Genomic DNA, 20,822 nt, shown 5'->3' with positions numbered 1-20,822 from the left:
TCTTATTTTGTTTAGATTTTTATTGTAAAATCCTTTTTAATAATCTAAACAGCTCTATTTTATAATTTTAATTAAAATTTTTCTCATACTCCTCAATATGATCAAATTCTGGATAATGTTTACGAGCTTTTGACCACATTAAGTAAAGTGCTGGAATTACAAATAGCGTAAGTACTAATGAAAAAATAGTTCCTCCTACAATAACTACTCCCATACCTATTCTGCTTGTAGATGCCGCTCCTAGAGATAATGCAATAGGTAAAGCACCTAGAGAAATGGCTAAACTAGTCATTAATATAGGTCGCAATCTCGCTTCTGATGCTTCAAGAATCGCCTCTAGTTTTGGTTTTCCTTGTTCGCGTAACTGATTGGCAAATTCGACAATAAGGATTCCATTTTTGGTTACCAAACCAATAAGCATTACGGTTCCAATTTGACTAAAAATATTCCAAGTTTGATCAAATAACCACAATGAAAATAAAGCTCCCGCAACGGCCATTGGCACAGTCAAAATAATAATGAATGGATCAATAAAACTTTCAAATTGCGCTGCTAGTATTAAGAATATCAACAATAAGGCAAGTCCAAAAGCGAATGCAGTATTCGAACTACTTTCAACAAAATCCCGAGATTCACCGCCCAAGTCGGTTGTAAAAGTATCGTCAAGCACTTTTGCTTTTATTTCGTTCATGGCATCAATACCGTCGCTAATACTTTTGCCTGGAGCAAGACCTGCAGAAACTGTTGCAGCCATATAACGGTTGTTGTGGTACAATTGCGGCGGATTGCTTTTTTCCTCAATGGTCACAACATTATCCATTTGGATTAATTGTCCCATATTATTTTTTACAAACATTGAGGTTAAGTCTAACGGTTTTGATCTGTCTTCTTGATCAAATTGTCCAATGACTTGATATTGTTTTCCGTTTCTCATAAAATAGCCAAAACGTTGTCCGCTCAAAGAAAGTTGCAGCGTTTGTGCAATATCAATAACTGATATGCCCAGGCTTTCTGCTTTTTCTCTATCTATGGTAACATTGACTTCGGGTTTATTGAATTTTAAGTTCACATCACTTACCGCAAACGTTGGATTCTTAGCTACTTCATCCATAAAAAGCGGAATCTTCTCTTCAAGTTTATTAAAGTTGGGAGCTTGTATGATATATTGAATTGGTAACCCACCACGTCTATTTACTGCAATGGTAGGCTGTTCTATCACAGATGTCTTTGCGTCAGGATATTGTTTCGTCCATTTGGTTAGTTTTTCAGCTATTTCCTTTTGTGTATTTGGTCTTTCATTGGGTTGAACCAAAGATACTCGTATGAAACCACTGTTTACAGATGAAGACCCAAAACCAGGAGAAGTGATTACTAGAGCCACTTTTTTGGCAGGAATAGAATCATCAACCAATTTAGAAATTTCTTGCATGAATCGGTCGGTGTATTCATATGAGGACCCTTCGGGAGTAGACATACGCAATACAAAACCAGAACGGTCGTCATAAGGTGCGGTTTCTTTTTGTAAAAGTGTAAAGAACATGTATATCAATCCGAAACAAGCAATCAAGATTGGGAAACTCAACCATTTTTTCTTCATGAAACTTGATAACGCACTTGCATAACCATTGTTAAGTTTCTCAAAATACGGTTCTGTACGAATGTAGAATTTTGATTTTTTTTGTTCGCCGCCTTTCATTAAATACGCATTCAACATTGGCGTAAGCGTCAAGGATACAAAAGCGGATATCAATACGGCAGCTCCTATGACTACTCCAAATTCCCGAAAGAGTCGGCCAACAAATCCTTCTAAAAAGATTACAGGAAGAAAAACCGCGGCTAATGTGATTGAGATTGAAATTACGGCAAAGAAGATCTCATTCGATCCCTTAATCGCAGCTTCGATAGGTGTCATACCTTCTTCTACTTTCTTGAAGATATTTTCGGTCACCACAATTCCATCATCAACTACAAGACCTGTAGCGAGAACGATAGCTAATAATGTCAATACATTTATGGAGAAACCAAAGAGCCACATAATAAAGAACGTAGCGATTAATGATACTGGAATATCAATTAAAGGTCTAAAAGCAATTGCCCAGTCTCTAAAGAATAAATAGATGATTAAAATTACCAATATAATTGAGATTCCTAACGTTTCAGCAACTTCAATAACTGATTTTTTTACAAATATGGTATTGTCTATGGCAATATTAAGCTTGATATCTTTTGGTAAATCTTTCTTTAATTTTTCGAATTCTTTATAAAATGCGGCCGAAATATCCAAATAATTAGCACCAGGGAGCGGTACAATCGCAATTCCTACAAGAGGAGTACCTGATTGAGTCATTTTGGTTTCGGTGTTTTCAGGGCCTATGCTTGCTGTCCCTACATCACTAAAACGCACTACTTTTTCTCCTTCAGTTCGAATAATTATATTGTTAAACTCCTCGGCAGTTGAAAGATTTCCAATTGTTTTTACAGTAAGTTCTGTATTGTTTCCGGTTAATTTTCCAGATGGTAACTCCACATTTTGTTTGTTCAATGCATCACGCACTTCAGCTACTGTGCAACCGTAAGCAGCAAGCTTTACGGGATCAATCCACAATCGCATGGCGTAACGTTTTTGACCCCAAATTTGAACGCCGCTTACACCAGGAATTGTTTCTAGACGTTGTGAGATAACGTTTTCAGCATAATCACTTAATTCTAAAGCATTCCGAGTATCGCTTTGTACCGTCATCGAAATAATAGCATCTCCGTTGGCATCAGCTTTTGAAACTACTGGAGGTGAATCAATATCTTGTGGTAAGTTACGCACCGCTTGTGATACTTTATCACGTACATCATTAGCCGCATCTTCAAGATTTTTATCTAAATTAAATTCTATGGTGATGTTGCTGCTTCCTTGTGCGCTAGATGAAGTTACGTTTCTAATACCATCTATTGAATTTATCGCCTTTTCTAGTGGTTCAGTGATTTGTGATTCAATAATATCAGCATTGGCACCAGCATAACGGGTACTGATGGATACTTGTGCGGGATCTATAGAGGGAAATTCTCGTACTCCAAGAAAGGTATAACCAATCAACCCAAACAAAACAATGGCTACATTGATTACGATGGTAAATACAGGTCTTCTAATACTCGTGGTTGATAAACTCATTTAAGGATTGTAATTAAAGTTGCTAATTTAGATTTTGGTTTGCAAGATTCTAAAAGCTTTGTTTATTTGATTTTTACTTTTACTGGAGTTTCATCTTTTAAGGACATTACTCCACTTGTAATAACAGTATCTCCTGGTTTTAATCCAGATAGTACAAGTAATGAAGAAGCAGTTCTAGTAGCAGTTTCAATCATAACTTCTTTGGCTTGACCGTTACTTGTAATAAATACTTTCTTTCCTTTTTGTACTGGTATTACTGCTTCGGTAGGTACTACAATAGCATCTTTTATAATATCTAGCGGCAATTCTACATCAGCAAAAGTACCTGGCAACAAAATTCCGTTTTTATTATCTGCAATAGCACGAACTTGAAGTGTGCGTGTAGCTACTTCAACCTCTGGTTCTATGGCGTATACTTTAGCACTAAATATTTCAGTAGATCCTGCAACCTTGAAGCTTAGCGAAGTGTTGTTTTTAACTTGAGTAGCATATTTTTCAGGAATAGAAAAAGTAATTTTTAATTTACCTGTATTAACCAGTTTTGCAACAAGAATAGCAGGAGTGATGTATGTTCCTGGTGATATAGATCGTAATCCTATTCTACCAGAGAACGGTGCTCTTACCGCTGTTTTTGCTATTTGAGCTTTTATTAATTGACTTTGTGCTTGCGCTGATTTTAAATCGGCTCGAGCCAGATCATATTCTTCTTGACTGATGGCTTCTTTTTGCAATAATAATTTTGCTCTTCGCTCATTTTCTGATGCTAAACCTTCACGGGTTGTGGTTTGTCTCAATTGTGCACGCAGTTCAATATCATTTACCTTGAACAAAATTTGACCTTTACTAACATTGCTTCCTTCTTGAAAATAAATTCCTTCTACAATACCAGAAACTTCGCTTCTTATTTCAACTTGCTCGTTGGCTTCTATGGATCCAGATAAAGATAAATTATTATCAAATGTTTCTGGAGTGGCAACAATTCCAGTTACATTCATGGTTTTGCCTTTTCCTTTTGGGTCTTTTGAGTCGCCGCCTTCGCTTTTGTTTTCGCTAATACGGTATCCTATAAAACCAATAAATCCGATGAGTAACATGGCGTAAACGAGGTATTTTATTTTCATAATTTGAGTTGTAAAGTAAGATTTAGTTGCAATAAAATAAGTTAAATTCAAAATTAGCCTTTATGATTGAATATTGACTTCATGTTAATTATTATTTAACGTTTGTACCTACAAGTATTAACAATAAAAACAAAAATGCCACTTCACAATAAAAATGCTAAAAAAACTTTGACATTAGAAAAGCCTAAAGGTTTAATCTCTGTTTGTAAAAAAATATTATTTTTTGATAAATTATAATAAAGGGTTTAGAAAATGACGATTATTCTTAAAAAGAATCTTTAAAAGAAGATTGTAATTATGCATTGTGTAAAATAGATCAAAAAGGAAATAGTTCATTTTAGACTATTTCGAAACATACGTATATTAAAACCGAGTATAATTTAACTGATATAGTTCCAGATATTTTTCTTTTTTGTCATTTCTATAAAAACCGCGCGTAGTGCTGCATGTTCTGGTTTTTGCATGGGAGCATCATCCTTTAATAATTTGACAGCATAACTACGAGCGAGAGCCAAGGTATCTCTGTCTCGAACTAAATCAGCTATTTGAAGATTTAAAACGCCACTTTGTTGTGTTCCCATGATGTCACCAGGTCCGCGAAGTTTAAGGTCTACTTCTGCAATTTCAAAACCATCGTTAGTTTGTACCATGGTTTCCATTCTGGTTTTACTATCGTTGCTTAATTTATGGCTTGTCATCAATATGCAATAACTTTGTTCAGCTCCTCGACCTACACGTCCGCGTAATTGGTGTAGCTGTGATAACCCAAAACGTTCTGCACTTTCAATAATCATAACACTAGCATTGGGTACATTTACACCCACTTCAATTACGGTGGTTGCTACCATTATATTGGTTTTACCCTCAGCAAAACGCTTCATTTCGGCATCTTTATCTGCGGGTTTCATTTTTCCGTGAAGAATAGAAATGGCATATTGCGGTAAAGGAAAATCTCTTGAAATACTCTCGTAACCGTCCATTAAATCTTTAAAATCCATTTTTTCCGATTCTTGAATTAATGGGTACACAATATAAATTTGGCGCCCCAAGGCAATCTCATCCCGAATAAATTTCCAGACTTTCAATCGGTTACTATCGTATCTATGAACCGTTTGTATGGGTTTACGTCCCGGGGGAAGTTCATCAATAACCGAAATGTCAAGATCGCCATAAAGGCTCATGGCCAGTGTTCTAGGTATGGGAGTTGCAGTCATTACTAGAACGTGTGGAGGAACAATTTCGCCACCTTTTATTGGATCAGGATTTGATTTTTTCCACAATTTAGAGCGTTGTTCTACACCGAAACGGTGTTGTTCATCAATAACTGCAAGACCAAGATTTTTAAATTTTACTTTATCCTCTAGTAAGGCATGTGTACCAATAAGTAGGTGCAAAGATCCATTTTCTAATTCTTCATGAATAATGCGGCGTTGAGCTATTTTTGTAGATCCTGTTAGTAATTTTATATTGATGTTTAATGATTGCGCTAGTTCTGATAATCCTATAAAATGTTGGTTGGCTAGAATTTCGGTAGGAGCCATCAAGCAAGCCTGGTAGCCATTATCAAGTGCTAAAAGCATGCTCATAAAAGCTACAATTGTTTTGCCAGAACCTACATCACCTTGTAACAAACGATTCATTTGGGCATTACTTCCCATGTCCGATCGGATTTCTTTGACTACCCTTTTTTGAGCATTGGTCAATTGAAAAGGCAAATGATTTTGGTAGAAATCATTAAAATAGTGGCCAACAGTAGTAAACGGATGACCTTTTATTTTGTGCTTTCGAACTAAGTTTTTAGTTATCAATTGCAACTGAATGAAAAATAACTCTTCAAAAATAAGCCTGAATTTGGCTTTAGCCAATACCTCCGTATTTTTTGGGAAGTGAATATTGAATAAAGCAGCATTTTTTGGAATTAATTTTAATTCATCAATGATTTTTGCGGGCAAAGTTTCAGTAAACAAAGTGTGCGTTTCATGAAACAATTGCTGCATGAGTTTGTTAATCACTCTGTTTGTAATACCTCTGTTTGTCAAGGTTTCAGTTGATGGATATACGGGTTGCATGGCTGATCTTAAGCTTTTTTCATGCTCGCTCAACAATTCAATTTCTGGATGGGCCATATTGAAGTTACTACCAAAAGCAGTACATTTTCCAAAAATAACACACATTTCATTAATCTTTAGGCTTTCCCTAATCCACTTGTGACCCTGAAACCACACAAGTTCCATTTGGCCTGTATCATCAACAAAAGTAGCTACTAATCTTTTTTGATTCTTGCCAAATTCAACCGTTTTGATGTTTACAATTTTACCAATAATTTGGATTTCAGCAACAGAACCAGCACTTCTAGAATGGAGTTCATTAATTTTATAATACCGTGTCCGGTCAATATAACGGTTTGGAAAAAAATTGATTAAATCCTGATACTTATAGATTCCTAATTCTTTTCGAAGTAGTTCAGCCCTGTTCGGACCAACGCCTTTCAAAAATTCAATAGGGGTAAGTAAGAGGTTGTTTGACATTGAAACGTTATTAAATGAATCTATTTTAGTGGACAATTATACGAAATGTAAAAAAAAATTCTGTTTTGATAATTTGTAAAATGCGAAGATAGTTTATTGAATGGAAATTTGGAAATGAGTTCTTTTGGAAATGGAGTAGCAATCATATATATTTGGTTCTAAAATTAAAGAGTTTTGTTTTTTAATGATTTTCTTAAAGTGGATGATCTAAATATAATTACTAAAAACTCTTGAAAAGCACTTTAAACATGACAACTCATCTCGCATTGCTTCGTGGCATCAACGTATCTGGTCACAGTATGATCAAAATGGAAGCGCTAAAATCAGCTTTAGAAGCCATAGGTTTCCATAATGTACAAACATACATTCAATCTGGAAATGTTTTTGTGGATACGGATGAGCAAAGTGGCGCCGCCGTAGGATTCAAAATAAAACAAGAAATTTTTAAAGTTTTTGGGCATGAAGTTCCTGTTGTAGTTGTTACACAAGGAGATTTAGAAAGATGTTTTCAGGAAAATCCCTATTTAAAAGAGAAAGAAATTGATAATAAAAAGTTATACGTTGCATTTTTGTCCACAACTTTGCAGGGAAATAGTATGAATGATCTTAAAATTAGTCAGTTTAAGCCAGATGAAGCCAGTATTGATGGCAATAAAATATTTATAAAATATGCTGTTGGAGCTGGTAAAACGAGGTTAGATCAAAAATATATTGAAAAAAAATTAAATGTTATTGCAACAATTCGAAACTGGAACACCGTTACTAATTTGCTGCAAATTTATAAGGAGCGCATGGGAAATGACTTGCTATAAGTTAAAAATTATCATTTTGTAGTTCATCAAATTCTATTTTTTAAGTACCTAAAAAAGAAGCAATCTAATTGCGAATTTTGTATCTTTAAACAACTTTAAATTGAAATTCATGAAAAAATTAATAGCATTAGTAATTCTCAGTATTTCATTTCACTCTTGTATTAAAGAGCAAGAAGGCAATGGTTCTAAAAAAGATATTTATGGGAAATGGAACTTGGTTTCCATGTCTGGATCAAGACCGAATTCTGTTGCAACTGGTGAAGCAATGTCTTGGCAAGAATCGTATACGTTTGACAAGGACAGTACTTTTACTAAAACTCGGGTTGAAAACGCAAAAAGCACAACAGTATCAGGTACATTTTCTTTTAAAAAAGAAACTGATGGTGAATACTTAATTCTTACTCATACAAAGAAAACGGAACTCATAGGCAGTTGCATGGGAAATTTGCAAGAGATTTTCTATTTTTCAGATAAAAATACCCTTTCAAGTACTTGGAAAAACTGTGATGGACCTGGTTTAGAATACAAGAAGTAATTTTACTAAATGTTATTTTTTGTGTTTTAAGTGTTCAATGGAGTTTCTAAACTACTAAATTTTTTATAATTTTTTTCCATTGTAAATCCTTTAAAAATGGAATAGTTTACCTTTGAAGTATGCTAAAACAGGTAAATATTCTTTGAAATAATTTACTTACTATTTACTTAGAATACTTAAATGTTTTGGTTTAACCTCAAAAACGAACCATGATAAAGACAGATGCATACAAACATGAATACGAGCGTTTACAAGCACTTGAATCGTATTCGATTTTAGATACTTTGCAGGAAGAGGAATATGATAATTTAACGTTTTTGGCTTCGCAAATTTGTGGTACACCTGTAGCTTTACTTGGTTTTGTTGATGAAACAAGACATTGGTTCAAATCAGCTGTAGGAATTAATAATCTAACTCAAAATCCTAGAGAATATTCTTTTTGCACGCATGCAATTCAAGAGCCTAATACTGTTTTCATTATTCCAGATGCTCGCTTGGACAACCGCTTTCTTAATAATCCCTTGGTTACGGGTGATATGAAAGTTGTTTTTTATGCAGGCGTTTCTCTGGTAAATGATGAAGGTTTTCCATTAGGGACTATTTGTGTAATTGATCATAAACCTAATTCTTTGTCGCCAGCACAAATTAAATCGTTAGAAGCCTTGTCTCAACAGACAATGAAACTACTAGAATTAAGAGTTAATAAAATTAAATTAGAAGGAGCGCTTCATTCACTAGAAAATAAGAATATTGAGTTAGAACAATTTGCATATACGGCAGCCCATGATTTAAAATCTCCATTGGCTAATATATCGGGTCTTACAGATTTTTTAATCGAAAATTACAATGACAATATTGATGAAGAAGGCATCGAAATTATTCAATTGATTAAGAGTTCCTCTTTAAAATTAAGAGAAATGATAGAGAGTTTGTTGCTGTACAGTAAATCAAACAAATTGTCCCATGAAAACTACACCAAAGTATCCATTTCTAAACTTGAAAATGAACTTGTTGATCTCTTTTCTTTTAATTATAATTGTAGTATTGCAATACAATCTGAGTTGCAATTTGTAGAAACTAATAAAACAGCATTTGAGCAAATTTTAATCAATTTGGTTTCAAATGCTATAAAATACAGTGATAAAGAACAAACAAATATAGATATCTTCATTTCTGAAGAGGTTGATTATTACAAAATTACCGTATCAGATAATGGTGCTGGTATTGAAAAGGAACATCAAGAAGTAATTTTCGAAATCTTTGAAGTCGCTATAGATAAAGATCGTTTTGGAGAAAAAGGTCACGGGATAGGATTGGCTACTGTTAAAAAAATAATCGAAAATATGGGAGGAGATATTACAGTAAATTCGGAAATAGGACTTGGTGCTACGTTTGATTTTACTTTGGCGAAAGCCAAAAAAAAGTAATATTTTATGGTTACATTTTTAAAGGCTTACCGGAATTAAATCGCAATACCAAAACCCAAAGTCATATACACTCTCATCACTAGTATCACAAGCTGTATTAGAGGACTCGTTTGTTGCTGGTTTTTCATATTTTCTATAGACAATTTCTCCTTTTTCGTATAGTATAGGTGTAGAGAATATTGGTCCATCATAGGTAAAAGTATGAAACTCTCCGTTTTCTCCACATACATCAACATCGGCTGGCAAATCATTCAAAAAATCTTGATCTATAGTTCTACCTACAAAACTTTTGTCTAAAAACCGTTCGTTTACACAAACAACAATGGTTTTAAATCCCAATGAAATGAACTCCTGAATTAAATCTGGAGTAGGCGTTTTCCAGAGCGGAAACAAACCTTTTATTTGAACTTCGGCTAGTTTATCTTCGCGGTATTTACGTAAATCTTCTAAAAATATATCCCCAAAAATAGAATGTGTAATGCCTTGTACTTTGCAGTTTTTTAAGGTTTCTTTCATGATGTTATCATAAATTTCCATAGTAGGCATTTCTGGAATTTGCATGATTTCAAGCGGTAACCCAATGCTTTTAGCTTGAAGTTCTAGTAAATCAACACGCACTCCATGCATAGATACGCGCTGGTATAACTGGTTTACACTTGTAAGTAGGGTTATGATTTCAAGAGTAGGGTCTTGAAGGGTCTTGTATAAGGCTAGTGCAGAGTCTTTGCCACTGCTCCAATTAAAAAGGGCTTTGTTTTTCATACGATTTAGTAACACAAAAGTTTTGACGAAATATAAACGAATTTCATATAGAAAACCTTTGTAACTTTGAATTTTTAAGGATTATTAAGCAATGAAAAAAGTTCTATTTTTATTATTTTCAACAGTTGCTATGGCACAGCAATCAAATCACGTTGATTTTATAACTGCTTTGGGCAAAGTTACAATAAATGATACTTCCAAAATTGTAAAAGGTACGGTTGAATTTGAATTTAAGGTGTTAAATGCAATCGATACCATAAAAATTGACGCTCAAAATATGGAGTTTTCTAATGTGAAACTAAATGATAAACCGGTTCCATTTATAAATACTCGTAAAGAAATGCAAATTGTTTTTCCGTTTGTTAAAGGAAATAACAACTTGACTTTTGATTATCAGGCAAAACCCATACAAGCCATGTATTTCATAGGTTCACAAGTTACAGATGATTTACAGATATGGACTCAAGGGCAAGGAAAGTATACAAGTAATTGGTTTCCAAGTTTTGATGATGTAAATGAAAAAGTGGTGTTCAATTTGGATATTATTTTTGATAAAAAGTATGAAGTTTTGTCGAATGGGGTCTTAACAAAACAATCCAATCAAGGTGAAACAAAAAAATGGGAATATCGGATGGAAAAACCCATGAGTTCGTATTTGTTGATGTTAGCCATTGGTAAATTTAGAAAACAAACGCAGCGTTCAAAGTCAGGTGTTCCTCTAGAACTATATCTAGATGAAAAAGACAGCCTCCTTTATGAAACAACCTACATGCATACCCAAAAAATATTTAATTTTTTAGAAAAAGAAATAGGTTTTAATTATCCTTGGCATGTTTATAGACAAGCGCCGGTTAAAGATTTTCTTTATGCTGGAATGGAGAATACGAGTGCAACTCTTTTTAATACGCGCTATGTTGTGGATGCTATAGGGTTTAAAGACCGCAGTTACCTGAATGTAAATGCACATGAATTAGCGCACCAATGGTTTGGAAACTTGATTACAGCAGAAACAGGTACCCATCATTGGTTGCAAGAGGGATTTGCAACCTATTTCGCATTATTAGCGGAACGTAACATTTATGGGGAAGATCATTTTTATCATGCCTTGTATGAAACAGCGCAGCAATTAAAATTTGCATCCAGAACTGATACGATTCCGGTTTTAAATCCAAAGGCAAGTTCTCTCACTTTTTATCAAAAAGGAGCTTGGGCGCTCTTTGTAATGCATGAAACTTTAGGAGATAAAGATTTCAAGAAAGTGATTAAAAACTATCTCCAAAAGAACGCATTTCAAAACGTAAATACACAAGATTTTTTTGATGAGGTTACAAAGGTTTCAAAATTTGATACTGAAAATTTTAGTAAAGTATGGCTAGAAACCACAGCATTTAATACATTAGAGGCGAACGAATTACTGCTGAAAAATAAATTTATTCAACAGCTTTTTGAAGTGAACAAACTAAAGAATACACCATTTCAAGAAAAGAGACAGTACTTAGAAAAAGTAATGCAATCGGATGTTTATTTTAAAGTTAAGGAAGCAGTTTTAAGTCAAATTCAAAATGAAAGTTGGAGCGATAAAATTAAACTCTATGAAATGGCTTTAAACTCTAATAATACATCTGTACGCCAATTGCTGGCCGTTACGGTCTCTACTATTCCAGAAAATTTTAGATCGCAATATGAAACCTTGCTTTTAGATGCATCTTATGAAACGCAAGAAATTGCATTGACCACTTTGTGGAATAATTTCCCAAATCATCGATCACGTTACCTTGATGTATCCAAAAACTGGATTGGTTTTAAAGATTTAAACCTTCGAATTGTATGGCTTTCACTGGCGCTGGCAACACCAAACTATGCTTTGGATCAAGATATTTTGCAAAAGGAACTGATATCATACACATCTCCAATTTACGAAGCAAGCGTTAGGCAAAATGCATTAGAGCAGCTTTTACTGAATCAAATTTTGAGTGATGAAGTGTTACGAAGTCTAGTAAATGCAACTACTCATCATGCTTGGCAGTTTTCTAAATTTGGTCGAGATACAATTCGAAAATTGATAAAAAATTCAGAAATAAGAACTGTTTATCAAACCTTGCAACCTACGCTGCTGGAACAAGAAAGGTTACAATTGCAACGGTTATTAAATGAATAGTTTATGAAGTTGAAACTAATTGGTTACCACAACTCACTCACTTCGTTTTTTAGGTAAGCCAGCGCAGCGTTACTTGGAGATTGTTTGTCTAGTAAATCATTTAAGATTTTTTCTCGCATTGCGTCAGCATTTGCAATATCTTCGGTTCTACTGACTTTGCGAATCATTTGAATCGTACTGTTCTTTGCAGTCAAAATAATAGTCCAAGAAGCATCGGATAAATACAATTGTTGGGTTAAATTATGTTCAAATTCTTGTTCAATTTGCGATATAATCAAGTTTTCATAATCACTTTTTTCTTGAGAAATAGGAGCAACTCTTAACAACATTTTAGTGGGATTGATACGCTCCAGGAATAACACCATGCGCTCGTATGCTTGTAGTCTTTGCGGAAAAGCTAGTTTTTGATTTTCTTTTTGAATCAACCATCTTCGGGTATTTTGTTGATCTTTGAAGTAAGATATAAAAATAGAATAAGCAACTCCGCCTGTAATCAATGAGGGTAAAGTATAAGCCAGTATTTCAAGAATCTTTGTCATGTTTCTATTTTCTAATTTTTTGTAACAAAAATATACTTTTTTAGTAATAAATCAACTTCTATTTAAACGAATAACTGCAAATGGAATCTTATGTTTGCATACAATATTTAGAAAGTAATAGGACTATACAATGGATTCATATGTTTTACCATTATTATGTTTAGCAGCATTTGCGGCCGGTTTTATTGACGCAGTAGTAGGAGGAGGTGGCCTTATCCAAACTCCGATGGGACTTATTTTATTGCCAAGTTTACCCGTTTCAACGGTTATTGGTACCCTAAAAGTTCCAGCTTTTAGCGGAACATCTTTTGCGGCCTATCAATATTTAAAAAAAGTAACTTTAAACTGGAAGTTACTGGCCATAATGATGCTTTTAGCATTTCCCTCGGCTTTTTTAGGGTCTACCTTGCTCACGTATGTAAGCAATGATTTTATGAAACCAGTGCTTTTAGTTGTTTTGTCATTGTTAGTGGTGTATACTTTTGCAAAAAAGAACTTTGGGCAACACATAGAAAAAAATCAATCTACTAGAACCCAAATAGCGAATGCTGTGGGAATAAGTTTTGTGATAGGGATGTATGATGGTTTTATTGGGCCTGGAACAGGAAGTTTTTTGGTAGTTGCCTTTATTGTTATCATGGGTTTTGATTTTTTGCATGCTTCCGCCAATGCTAAAATGGTCAATTTAGCAACAAACTTTGGATCTATATGTTTGTTTATTTATAAAGGAAAAATTATTTGGGCTATAGCTTTGCCCATGGCAGCCTGCAATGCTTTAGGAGGCTGGCTTGGTGCAAAAGTTGCTATAAACAAGGGGAATTCCTTTATTAGGATCTTCTTTTTGATTGTAGTGATAGGTACTTTATTACGCTTTGCTTACGATGTTTTTTGGAAATAAAAAGCAAGTAATTCAAAGCATTTAGATTCAAATATACAAATGCAAATGTTGTCGTATTTACATCTAAAACTTCGTTCAAATTCGTTATTTTTGCTCTACAAAATATACTATTATCCATGCAGAATTATATAGATCAACTTAATGAAGCCCAACGTGAACCTGTTTTACAAAAAGATGGGCCAATGATCATTATTGCTGGTGCAGGCTCAGGAAAAACTAGGGTGTTGACCATAAGAATTGCTTACCTCATGCATCAAGGGGTTGATGCATTTAGCATACTTTCACTTACGTTTACCAATAAAGCGGCTCGTGAGATGAAAAAAAGAATCTCAGACATAGTAGGAGCAGGCGAAGCCAAAAACTTATGGATGGGTACTTTTCACTCGGTTTTTGCCCGAATTTTACGTTCAGAGGCTGAACATTTAGGATATCCATCTAACTTTACCATTTACGATTCGCAGGATTCACTTCGAGCTATTTCGGGAATTATTAAAGAAATGCAACTGGATAGGGATGTGTACAAACCCAAACAAGTTTTAGGGCGTATTTCTAATTTCAAGAATAGTTTGATAACCGTAAAAGCCTACTTTAACAATCCTGAATTACAAGAAGCCGATGCTATGTCTAAAAAACCTAGAATGGGCGAAATTTATCAAAATTATGTAGACCGCTGCTTTAAAGCAGGTGCTATGGATTTTGATGATTTGTTATTAAAAACGAACGAGTTGCTTACACGTTTCCCAGAAATTTTAGCCAAGTACCAAAACCGTTTTAGATACATACTTGTTGATGAGTACCAAGATACCAATCACTCTCAATATTTAATTGTAAGAGCTTTATCTGATAAATTTCAAAATATTTGCGTTGTGGGAGATGATGCTCAAAGTATTTATGCTTTTCGAGGTGCAAACATCAATAACATTCTTAATTTCCAAAAAGATTATGAAGGTGTAAAAACCTTTAGATTAGAGCAAAATTACCGTTCCACAAAAAATATTGTTGAAGCTGCGAATACCATAATCGATAAAAATAAGGTTAAGCTAGATAAGATTGTTTGGACCGCAAATGATTTTGGTCCCAAAATAAAAGTTCATAGAAGCTTAACAGATAATGAAGAAGGGCGCTTTGTGGCAAGTACTATTTGGGAGCAAAAAATGCAGCAACAATTACCAAACGGTGCTTTTGCCATTTTATACAGAACCAATGCGCAATCCCGTGCTATGGAAGATGCTTTGAGAAAAAGAGACATTCCTTATCGTATTTATGGAGGCTTATCTTTTTACCAAAGAAAAGAGGTAAAAGATGTTTTGTGCTATCTTAGACTAGTTATTAATCCAAAGGATGAAGAGGCCTTAATGCGTGTGATTAATTATCCGGCAAGAGGAATAGGAAATACAACTATTGAAAAACTAACCATTGCTGCAAATCATTACAAGCGTTCTATTTTTGAAGTAATGCAGAATATTGAGCGAATTGATTTAAAATTAAACTCGGGAACCAAACAGAAACTATTGGATTTTGTAACCATGGTTCAGAGTTTTCAGGCCATTAATGAAAATCAGGATGCCTTTTATCTTGCCGAACATGTAGCCAAGAAAACAGGTTTAATTCAAGAACTTAAGAAAGATGCTACTCCTGAGGGAATGGCTAAGATTCAAAATATTGAAGAATTGTTAAACGGTATCAAGGACTTTACCGAAGGCCAAGTTGAGGTTGATGGCGCCAGAGGATCTCTAGCGGAGTTCATGGAGGATGTAGCCTTAGCAACAGATTTGGACAAAGATACCAGTGACGAAGATCGTGTGGCACTTATGACAATTCACTTGGCAAAAGGATTAGAATTTCCTCATGTTTTTGTGGTGGGAATGGAAGAAGATTTGTTTCCAAGTGCCATGAGTATGAGTACCCGAAGCGAACTTGAAGAAGAACGTCGTTTGTTTTACGTAGCGCTCACTAGGGCTGAGCATCAAGCGTATTTAACCTATTCTCAATCTAGGTACCGCTGGGGTAAATTAACAGATAGTGAACCGTCTCGATTTATTGAAGAAATTGACAGTCAATATCTGGAATACATGACACCTCCAGAAAATAATTATAGGTACAAACCCATGATTGATAGTGATATCTTTGGGGATATTGATAAATCTAAATTACGTCTTGCAAAGCCAGCTAATGGAGTTCCACCCGTAAAAAATTATAGTGAACCAGAACGTAATCAGGAGATTACAATTCGAAAATTAAAACCTTTAAATAGTAACGCGCCATCAACTAATACAGGAATGCTTGATTCGGGTCTCATGGCTGGTAAAATTGTGATGCACGAACGTTTTGGCAAAGGTGAAGTTTTAAATTTAGAAGGAGTTGGCGCTGATAAGAAAGCTGAAATTAAATTTGAAGTTGGAGGGATAAAAAAATTATTATTACGCTTTGCCAAACTGAATATCATTGAATAAGATTTAAAATTAATCCTTCAAAGGGTATTAGAAATTCATAATTAAAGCAATTTAAAATATAAAAAATGGCTCAATTTATTAAAATTTACGAAAATAATCCCAACGAAGCTGCAATAGCAAAAGTGGTAAAAACACTTCGTGATGGAGGGTTAGTTATTTATCCCACAGATACGGTGTATGGTTTGGGTTGCGATATTACAAATACAAAGGCTCTTGAGCGCATTGCAAAAATCAAAGGAATCAAACTTGACAAAGCAAACTTCTCTTTTATTTGTCATGATTTAAGCAACTTGTCAGATTATGTGAAGCAGATAGATACACCCACATTCAAAATTTTAAAGAGAGCACTTCCTGGACCGTATACTTTCATTTTGCCTGGTAATAACAATTTACCAAAAGAGTTTAAAAAGAAAACTACAGTAGGGATCAGGGTTCCAAACAACAGTATAGTTCTTGAAATAGTAAAACAACTAGGGAATCCCATAGTTTCTACCTCAATAAGGGATGAAGATGATGTAATTGAATATACAACTGATCCTGAATTAATATTTGAGAAATGGCAAAACCTTGTAGACCTTGTCATTGATGGTGGTTATGGTGACAATATAGGATCCAGTATTATAGATTTATCTGGAGATGAGCCTATTGTGATTAGAGAAGGAAAAGGAGATTTGAGTATCATATAATTTTTTATGAAAAATTTTATTTTCATTTTTTACTTCCTTTTTTTGACACAAAACTTTTTTGGGCAATCCATTACGGGTAAAGTTGTAGATGAGCAATCAAAACCTATTGCAGCAGTAAATGTTTATTTTGATGGAACAACATTAGGAACTCTAACAGATAAAAACGGATTTTTTACGCTACATTTTGGGGCTAAGTTAAATAGTATTCTTGTTATTAGTTGCTTGGGGTATACCTCTGAGTATCTCACTAATTTTAAACCAAATGAATTCTTAAACATAAAACTTAATATGTCTGTTAATGTGCTCCGAGAGGTAGTAGTGCAACGCGACGGATTTAGTAGAGCACAAAAAATGATAGTTTTCAAAAAGCAGTTTTTGGGAAGTACAAAAAATGGAAAAAGTTCTGTTATTGAAAACGAAGAAGATATTTATTTTACTTACAATACAAAAACGAATATACTTGAGGCATTTGCAGATGAGCCCATACGTATCCTCAATAATTCCCTTGGATACAAGATCAATTACCAGCTTGTAAAATTTGAATGTAATTTATACCCTTGGAAGACTAAACCAAATGGGATTAGAAGCTGTTATTATGCGGGTTTAACTCGTTTTGAAAGCATTTCAAATCTTGATAAAATAAAGAGAAAACGGGATGAAGTATATGATGGATCTCGATTGCATTTTTTTAGAAGTGTTGCAGCTAATAACTGGAAAAATGACAATTTTAGATTGTTTAGAGGCGGGTGGGAAGTCAATCCAATAGGTTTTTTTACTGTTAAGGATACTTTAGATTATAAGAAAGTTACAGTTTCTACCTTAAAAAATAAACAACCTCAGATGAAAGTTTTAGCTGAATTTGATCTCTTGAGAAATGGTGATCAATCCAAAATAATTTTTGAAACTTCAACTTTTTATGTTGACAAATTTGGAAATAACTCCCACTCGGATAAAATATATTTTTCGGGTCCAATGAGTGAACAAAAAGTAGGGGATATGCTTCCTATGGATTATGGAATCAATTAATTACAATCTAAATAAAATCGATACATAATCAAAAGGCAATTGTACAATTGTGTTTATTGACCTTATTTAAGAGCAAAAAGAATATCAGTAATCTACTATTTGATATTCCCTGAATAGATTACATAAATCGTACTAGATTAGATTTAAAACAAGAGTGAAATTTTTTTTTTCTTTTTTCTACTTAGATTAGTTCAACCCGTTATTAAACCCATTTATTTAGTATAACGCTTCCACACTTTAACCAACTCATACCATAATACAGAAGCTGCACCAACTCCAGTGGCTATAAACACTTGATTCACAGTAAGATGTTCAAATTGAAAAAAAATGGTAAGTGGTTTTAGATAAAGCAATAATCCTGTAATAGCTATAGTAATTCCTATAATTATGAAGACCAAATTGTTTTTATATCTTATAGTGGTAAAAATAGAATAATAAAAAGAACGGTTTATTAAAGTTAAAAATATATTTGAAGTAACTAAAACCAAGAAAACCATTGTTCGTGTGATGTTTTCATTAAAGCCATTATATACCGAAAATTGATAAACAGATAAAGTTCCTATTGTAATAATCAAACCCTGAAGTATACTTGTAGAAAGTTCTTTCCAGCTAAAAAAGGTAGTGGTAAATGGTCTTGGTTTTTGTGTCATTGTATTCTTTTCCATAGGCTCATTTTCATATACTATGGAACAAGTTGGCCCCATAACTAATTCTAAAAATATAATGTGAATGGGCGAAAAAATATTGGGATAAATCCATCCTAATGCCAAAGGGATAAATACGGTAAGTATAATAGGAATATGTATGGATATGATAAATTGTATTGCTTTTTTTAAATTTGAAAAAATTTTTCTACCCATTGCAATAGCATCTACCATTTTTGATAAATCATCATTGATTAAAATAAGTGATGCCGCTTGTTTAGCAATTTCGGTGCCTTTTTTTCCCATTGCAATGCCTATATGAGCAGCTTTTAGTGCAGGACCATCGTTGACACCATCTCCAGTCATGGCCACAATTTCTGAATTAGATTTTAATGCATTTATGATTTTTAGTTTTGCCTCAGGAAACATTCTAGTAAATAAATTGATTTCTGAAACTTGTTTTTTAAATTCGTTATCTGATAATTGCATTAAATCGTCACCCGAAATACTTTTCTCATAGCCTATAAATCCTATTTGTTTGGCTATTGATGAAGTGGTTTCGGCATTGTCTCCAGTGATGATTTTTACTTTAATTCCTGCTTTATAGAAATGTTGCAACACGAGATGGATATTTTTCTTTGGCGGGTCATAAAAAGCTACAAGTCCATAGAATTCAAATTGAAATTCTTGTTGGGTTTTTGGATAATTTTTTCCTTCAAAAATAGCTTTTCCAACGGCTAAAATTCGATATCCTTCAGCTGATAATTCCTTTATTGCGCCTAAGATTGCGGCTTTTTCTTCATTCGAAAGTTTTGAAATGGCCATTATAGCTTCTGAAGCACCTTTGGCAGCAATGATCATTTCTCCGGTTTTATTTTCAAAAATATGGGTCATCATAGGAGGTTTTCCAGATAATGGATATTCATGAATCATTTTAAAATCGGGCCTTTGATCCTTTTCAATAACTTTAGAATAGATTTCGTGCAAGGCTGTTTCCATGGGATCAAAAGGAACGGGTTCACTTGCCCACATGGAGGTGGTAATTAATTCTTTTTCTTCATTGGATAATTTATTTCCAATAGCTGTAATTTTTTGAGATTTGAGTGTAAATATTTTAGCGAGACTCATTTTATTTTCGGTAATCGTTCCTGTTTTGTCAATGCAAATTACTGTAGCGCTTCCTAAAGTTTCTACAGTCTTCATTTGTTTAACGATAATTCCATTTTCCATCATTCGCCAAGCACCAAGAGCCATAAAAGTGGTAAATGCAATAGGAATTTCTTCGGGTAAAACACTCATAGCAAGTGTTAATGCTTTGAGCAAGCTGTCTAATATATTATGAGAATTTAAAAAATTTATTATCCAAACAATCACAAAAATTACGGCTCCTGCAATAGCCATTTTTTTTACAAAATTGCCAATTTGAACTTCTAAGGGCGTTTTCTCTTCTTGAATTTCTTCTAGGCTTTTACCTATTTTCCCTAATTTAGTTTCGGCGCCAATAGCAGTAATGGTTGCAATTGCTAGTCCGCTTGCTACGGTTGTACCGTGATAAACAGCGTTATCTTTGGTCGATTTGTCTTTGGTAACCGACATAGATTCTCCAGTGAGGATTGATTCATTTACAGAAAAATCATTAGAGGATTCAATAATTCCATCAGCTGCAATTGCATTTCCTTCTTCAATTAATAAACTGTCACCTATTACTAATTCTTCTGTCTTTATTTCGATAACTTCACTATTTCTAATGACTTTGCATTTGGGTTTTGTAAAATCTTTTAATTTTTCTAAAGCGTTATGACTTCTTGCTTTTTGATAAGATGAAATTATAGCTATCAATATAATTGCTGAAGCTAAAAAAATACCATCCGAAGTTTTTCCGCATACGAAATAAATAGTTGATGCGACCAGTAATAAAATGGTCATAGGATCTTTGACAATCTGAATTAAGCCATTTAAAAACATATTGGTTTTTTTATAGACCGTTTTATTCTGACCGTATTTTTCTCTTGCTTCAACTACTTGCGCATCTGATAAACCATTAATATTAAACGTATTAGAATTCATAGA

General features: G+C 33.8%; 14 protein-coding genes. 8 read left to right on the top strand and 6 right to left on the bottom strand.

What is annotated here, in order from left to right; genetic code table 11:
- Positions 1-67: 67 nt before the first annotated feature.
- The 3 genes from IQ05_RS06050 to recG form a co-directional block, all read right to left on the bottom strand.
- Positions 68-3,163 (bottom strand): efflux RND transporter permease subunit, encoded by a 3,096-nt coding sequence (locus IQ05_RS06050; protein WP_144891034.1) that lies wholly within the window; start codon positions 3,161-3,163, stop codon positions 68-70.
- Between the two features lie 62 nt (positions 3,164-3,225).
- A complete protein-coding gene (locus tag IQ05_RS06045) occupies positions 3,226-4,284 on the bottom strand; it encodes an efflux RND transporter periplasmic adaptor subunit (RefSeq protein ID WP_144891032.1) in 1,059 nt (352 codons plus the stop codon).
- A gap of 380 nt (positions 4,285-4,664) precedes the next feature.
- On the bottom strand, positions 4,665-6,812 hold the full coding sequence (recG, locus tag IQ05_RS06040) for an ATP-dependent DNA helicase RecG (RefSeq protein ID WP_144891030.1): 2,148 nt from the start codon (positions 6,810-6,812) through the stop codon (positions 4,665-4,667).
- 248 nt (positions 6,813-7,060) lie between these two features.
- Here recG and IQ05_RS06035 point away from each other — a divergent pair, with 248 nt between their 5' ends.
- From IQ05_RS06035 to IQ05_RS06025, 3 genes are all read left to right on the top strand, one after another.
- Complete coding sequence (locus IQ05_RS06035; protein ID WP_144891028.1) at positions 7,061-7,624, top strand: DUF1697 domain-containing protein; 564 nt, start codon at positions 7,061-7,063, stop codon at positions 7,622-7,624.
- Between the two features lie 109 nt (positions 7,625-7,733).
- Positions 7,734-8,159 (top strand): DUF5004 domain-containing protein, encoded by a 426-nt coding sequence (locus IQ05_RS06030; protein WP_144891026.1) that lies wholly within the window; start codon positions 7,734-7,736, stop codon positions 8,157-8,159.
- Between the two features lie 209 nt (positions 8,160-8,368).
- On the top strand, positions 8,369-9,586 hold the full coding sequence (locus IQ05_RS06025) for a sensor histidine kinase (RefSeq protein ID WP_144891024.1): 1,218 nt from the start codon (positions 8,369-8,371) through the stop codon (positions 9,584-9,586).
- Positions 9,587-9,604: 18 nt separating this feature from the next.
- Here IQ05_RS06025 and IQ05_RS06020 read toward each other — a convergent pair whose 3' ends face one another.
- Positions 9,605-10,348, bottom strand: coding sequence for a Dph6-related ATP pyrophosphatase (locus tag IQ05_RS06020; RefSeq protein ID WP_144891022.1), 744 nt, complete (start codon positions 10,346-10,348; stop codon positions 9,605-9,607).
- A gap of 91 nt (positions 10,349-10,439) precedes the next feature.
- On the opposite strand from IQ05_RS06020, the gene IQ05_RS06015 reads away from it, so the two are divergent.
- Positions 10,440-12,506, top strand: coding sequence for a M1 family metallopeptidase (locus tag IQ05_RS06015; protein ID WP_144891020.1), 2,067 nt, complete (start codon positions 10,440-10,442; stop codon positions 12,504-12,506).
- 23 nt (positions 12,507-12,529) lie between these two features.
- Here the strand turns inward: IQ05_RS06015 and IQ05_RS06010 are convergent, their stop codons facing one another.
- On the bottom strand, positions 12,530-13,045 hold the full coding sequence (locus IQ05_RS06010) for a DUF7935 family protein (protein WP_144891018.1): 516 nt from the start codon (positions 13,043-13,045) through the stop codon (positions 12,530-12,532).
- 130 nt (positions 13,046-13,175) lie between these two features.
- Between IQ05_RS06010 and IQ05_RS06005 the strand changes: the two genes are divergently transcribed.
- The 4 genes from IQ05_RS06005 to IQ05_RS05990 all read left to right on the top strand — a co-directional run bounded on the left by IQ05_RS06005 (position 13,176) and on the right by IQ05_RS05990 (position 18,108).
- Positions 13,176-13,943 carry a sulfite exporter TauE/SafE family protein gene (locus IQ05_RS06005; RefSeq protein ID WP_144891016.1) on the top strand — a complete coding sequence of 256 codons (768 nt, stop codon included), beginning with the start codon at positions 13,176-13,178 and terminating at the stop codon, positions 13,941-13,943.
- Positions 13,944-14,059: 116 nt separating this feature from the next.
- Entirely contained in the window at positions 14,060-16,396 is a 2,337-nt protein-coding gene (locus IQ05_RS06000) for an ATP-dependent helicase (RefSeq protein WP_144891014.1), read from the top strand.
- Between the two features lie 65 nt (positions 16,397-16,461).
- Positions 16,462-17,082, top strand: a complete 621-nt coding sequence (locus tag IQ05_RS05995) for an L-threonylcarbamoyladenylate synthase (RefSeq protein WP_144891012.1) — start codon at positions 16,462-16,464, stop codon at positions 17,080-17,082.
- Positions 17,083-17,088: 6 nt separating this feature from the next.
- Complete coding sequence (locus IQ05_RS05990; RefSeq protein ID WP_144891010.1) at positions 17,089-18,108, top strand: carboxypeptidase-like regulatory domain-containing protein; 1,020 nt, start codon at positions 17,089-17,091, stop codon at positions 18,106-18,108.
- Positions 18,109-18,320: 212 nt separating this feature from the next.
- Here the strand turns inward: IQ05_RS05990 and IQ05_RS05985 are convergent, their stop codons facing one another.
- On the bottom strand, positions 18,321-20,819 hold the full coding sequence (locus tag IQ05_RS05985) for a cation-translocating P-type ATPase (RefSeq protein WP_144891008.1): 2,499 nt from the start codon (positions 20,817-20,819) through the stop codon (positions 18,321-18,323).
- Between the last annotated feature and the right edge of the window lie 3 nt (positions 20,820-20,822).

It is taken from the genome of Flavobacterium tiangeerense, assembly GCF_007830355.1.
Taxonomy (GTDB): Bacteria; Bacteroidota; Bacteroidia; order Flavobacteriales; family Flavobacteriaceae; genus Flavobacterium; species Flavobacterium tiangeerense.
The sequence above is the reverse complement of the archived record's forward strand: the minus strand, read 5'-3'. Positions and strand labels throughout refer to the sequence as shown.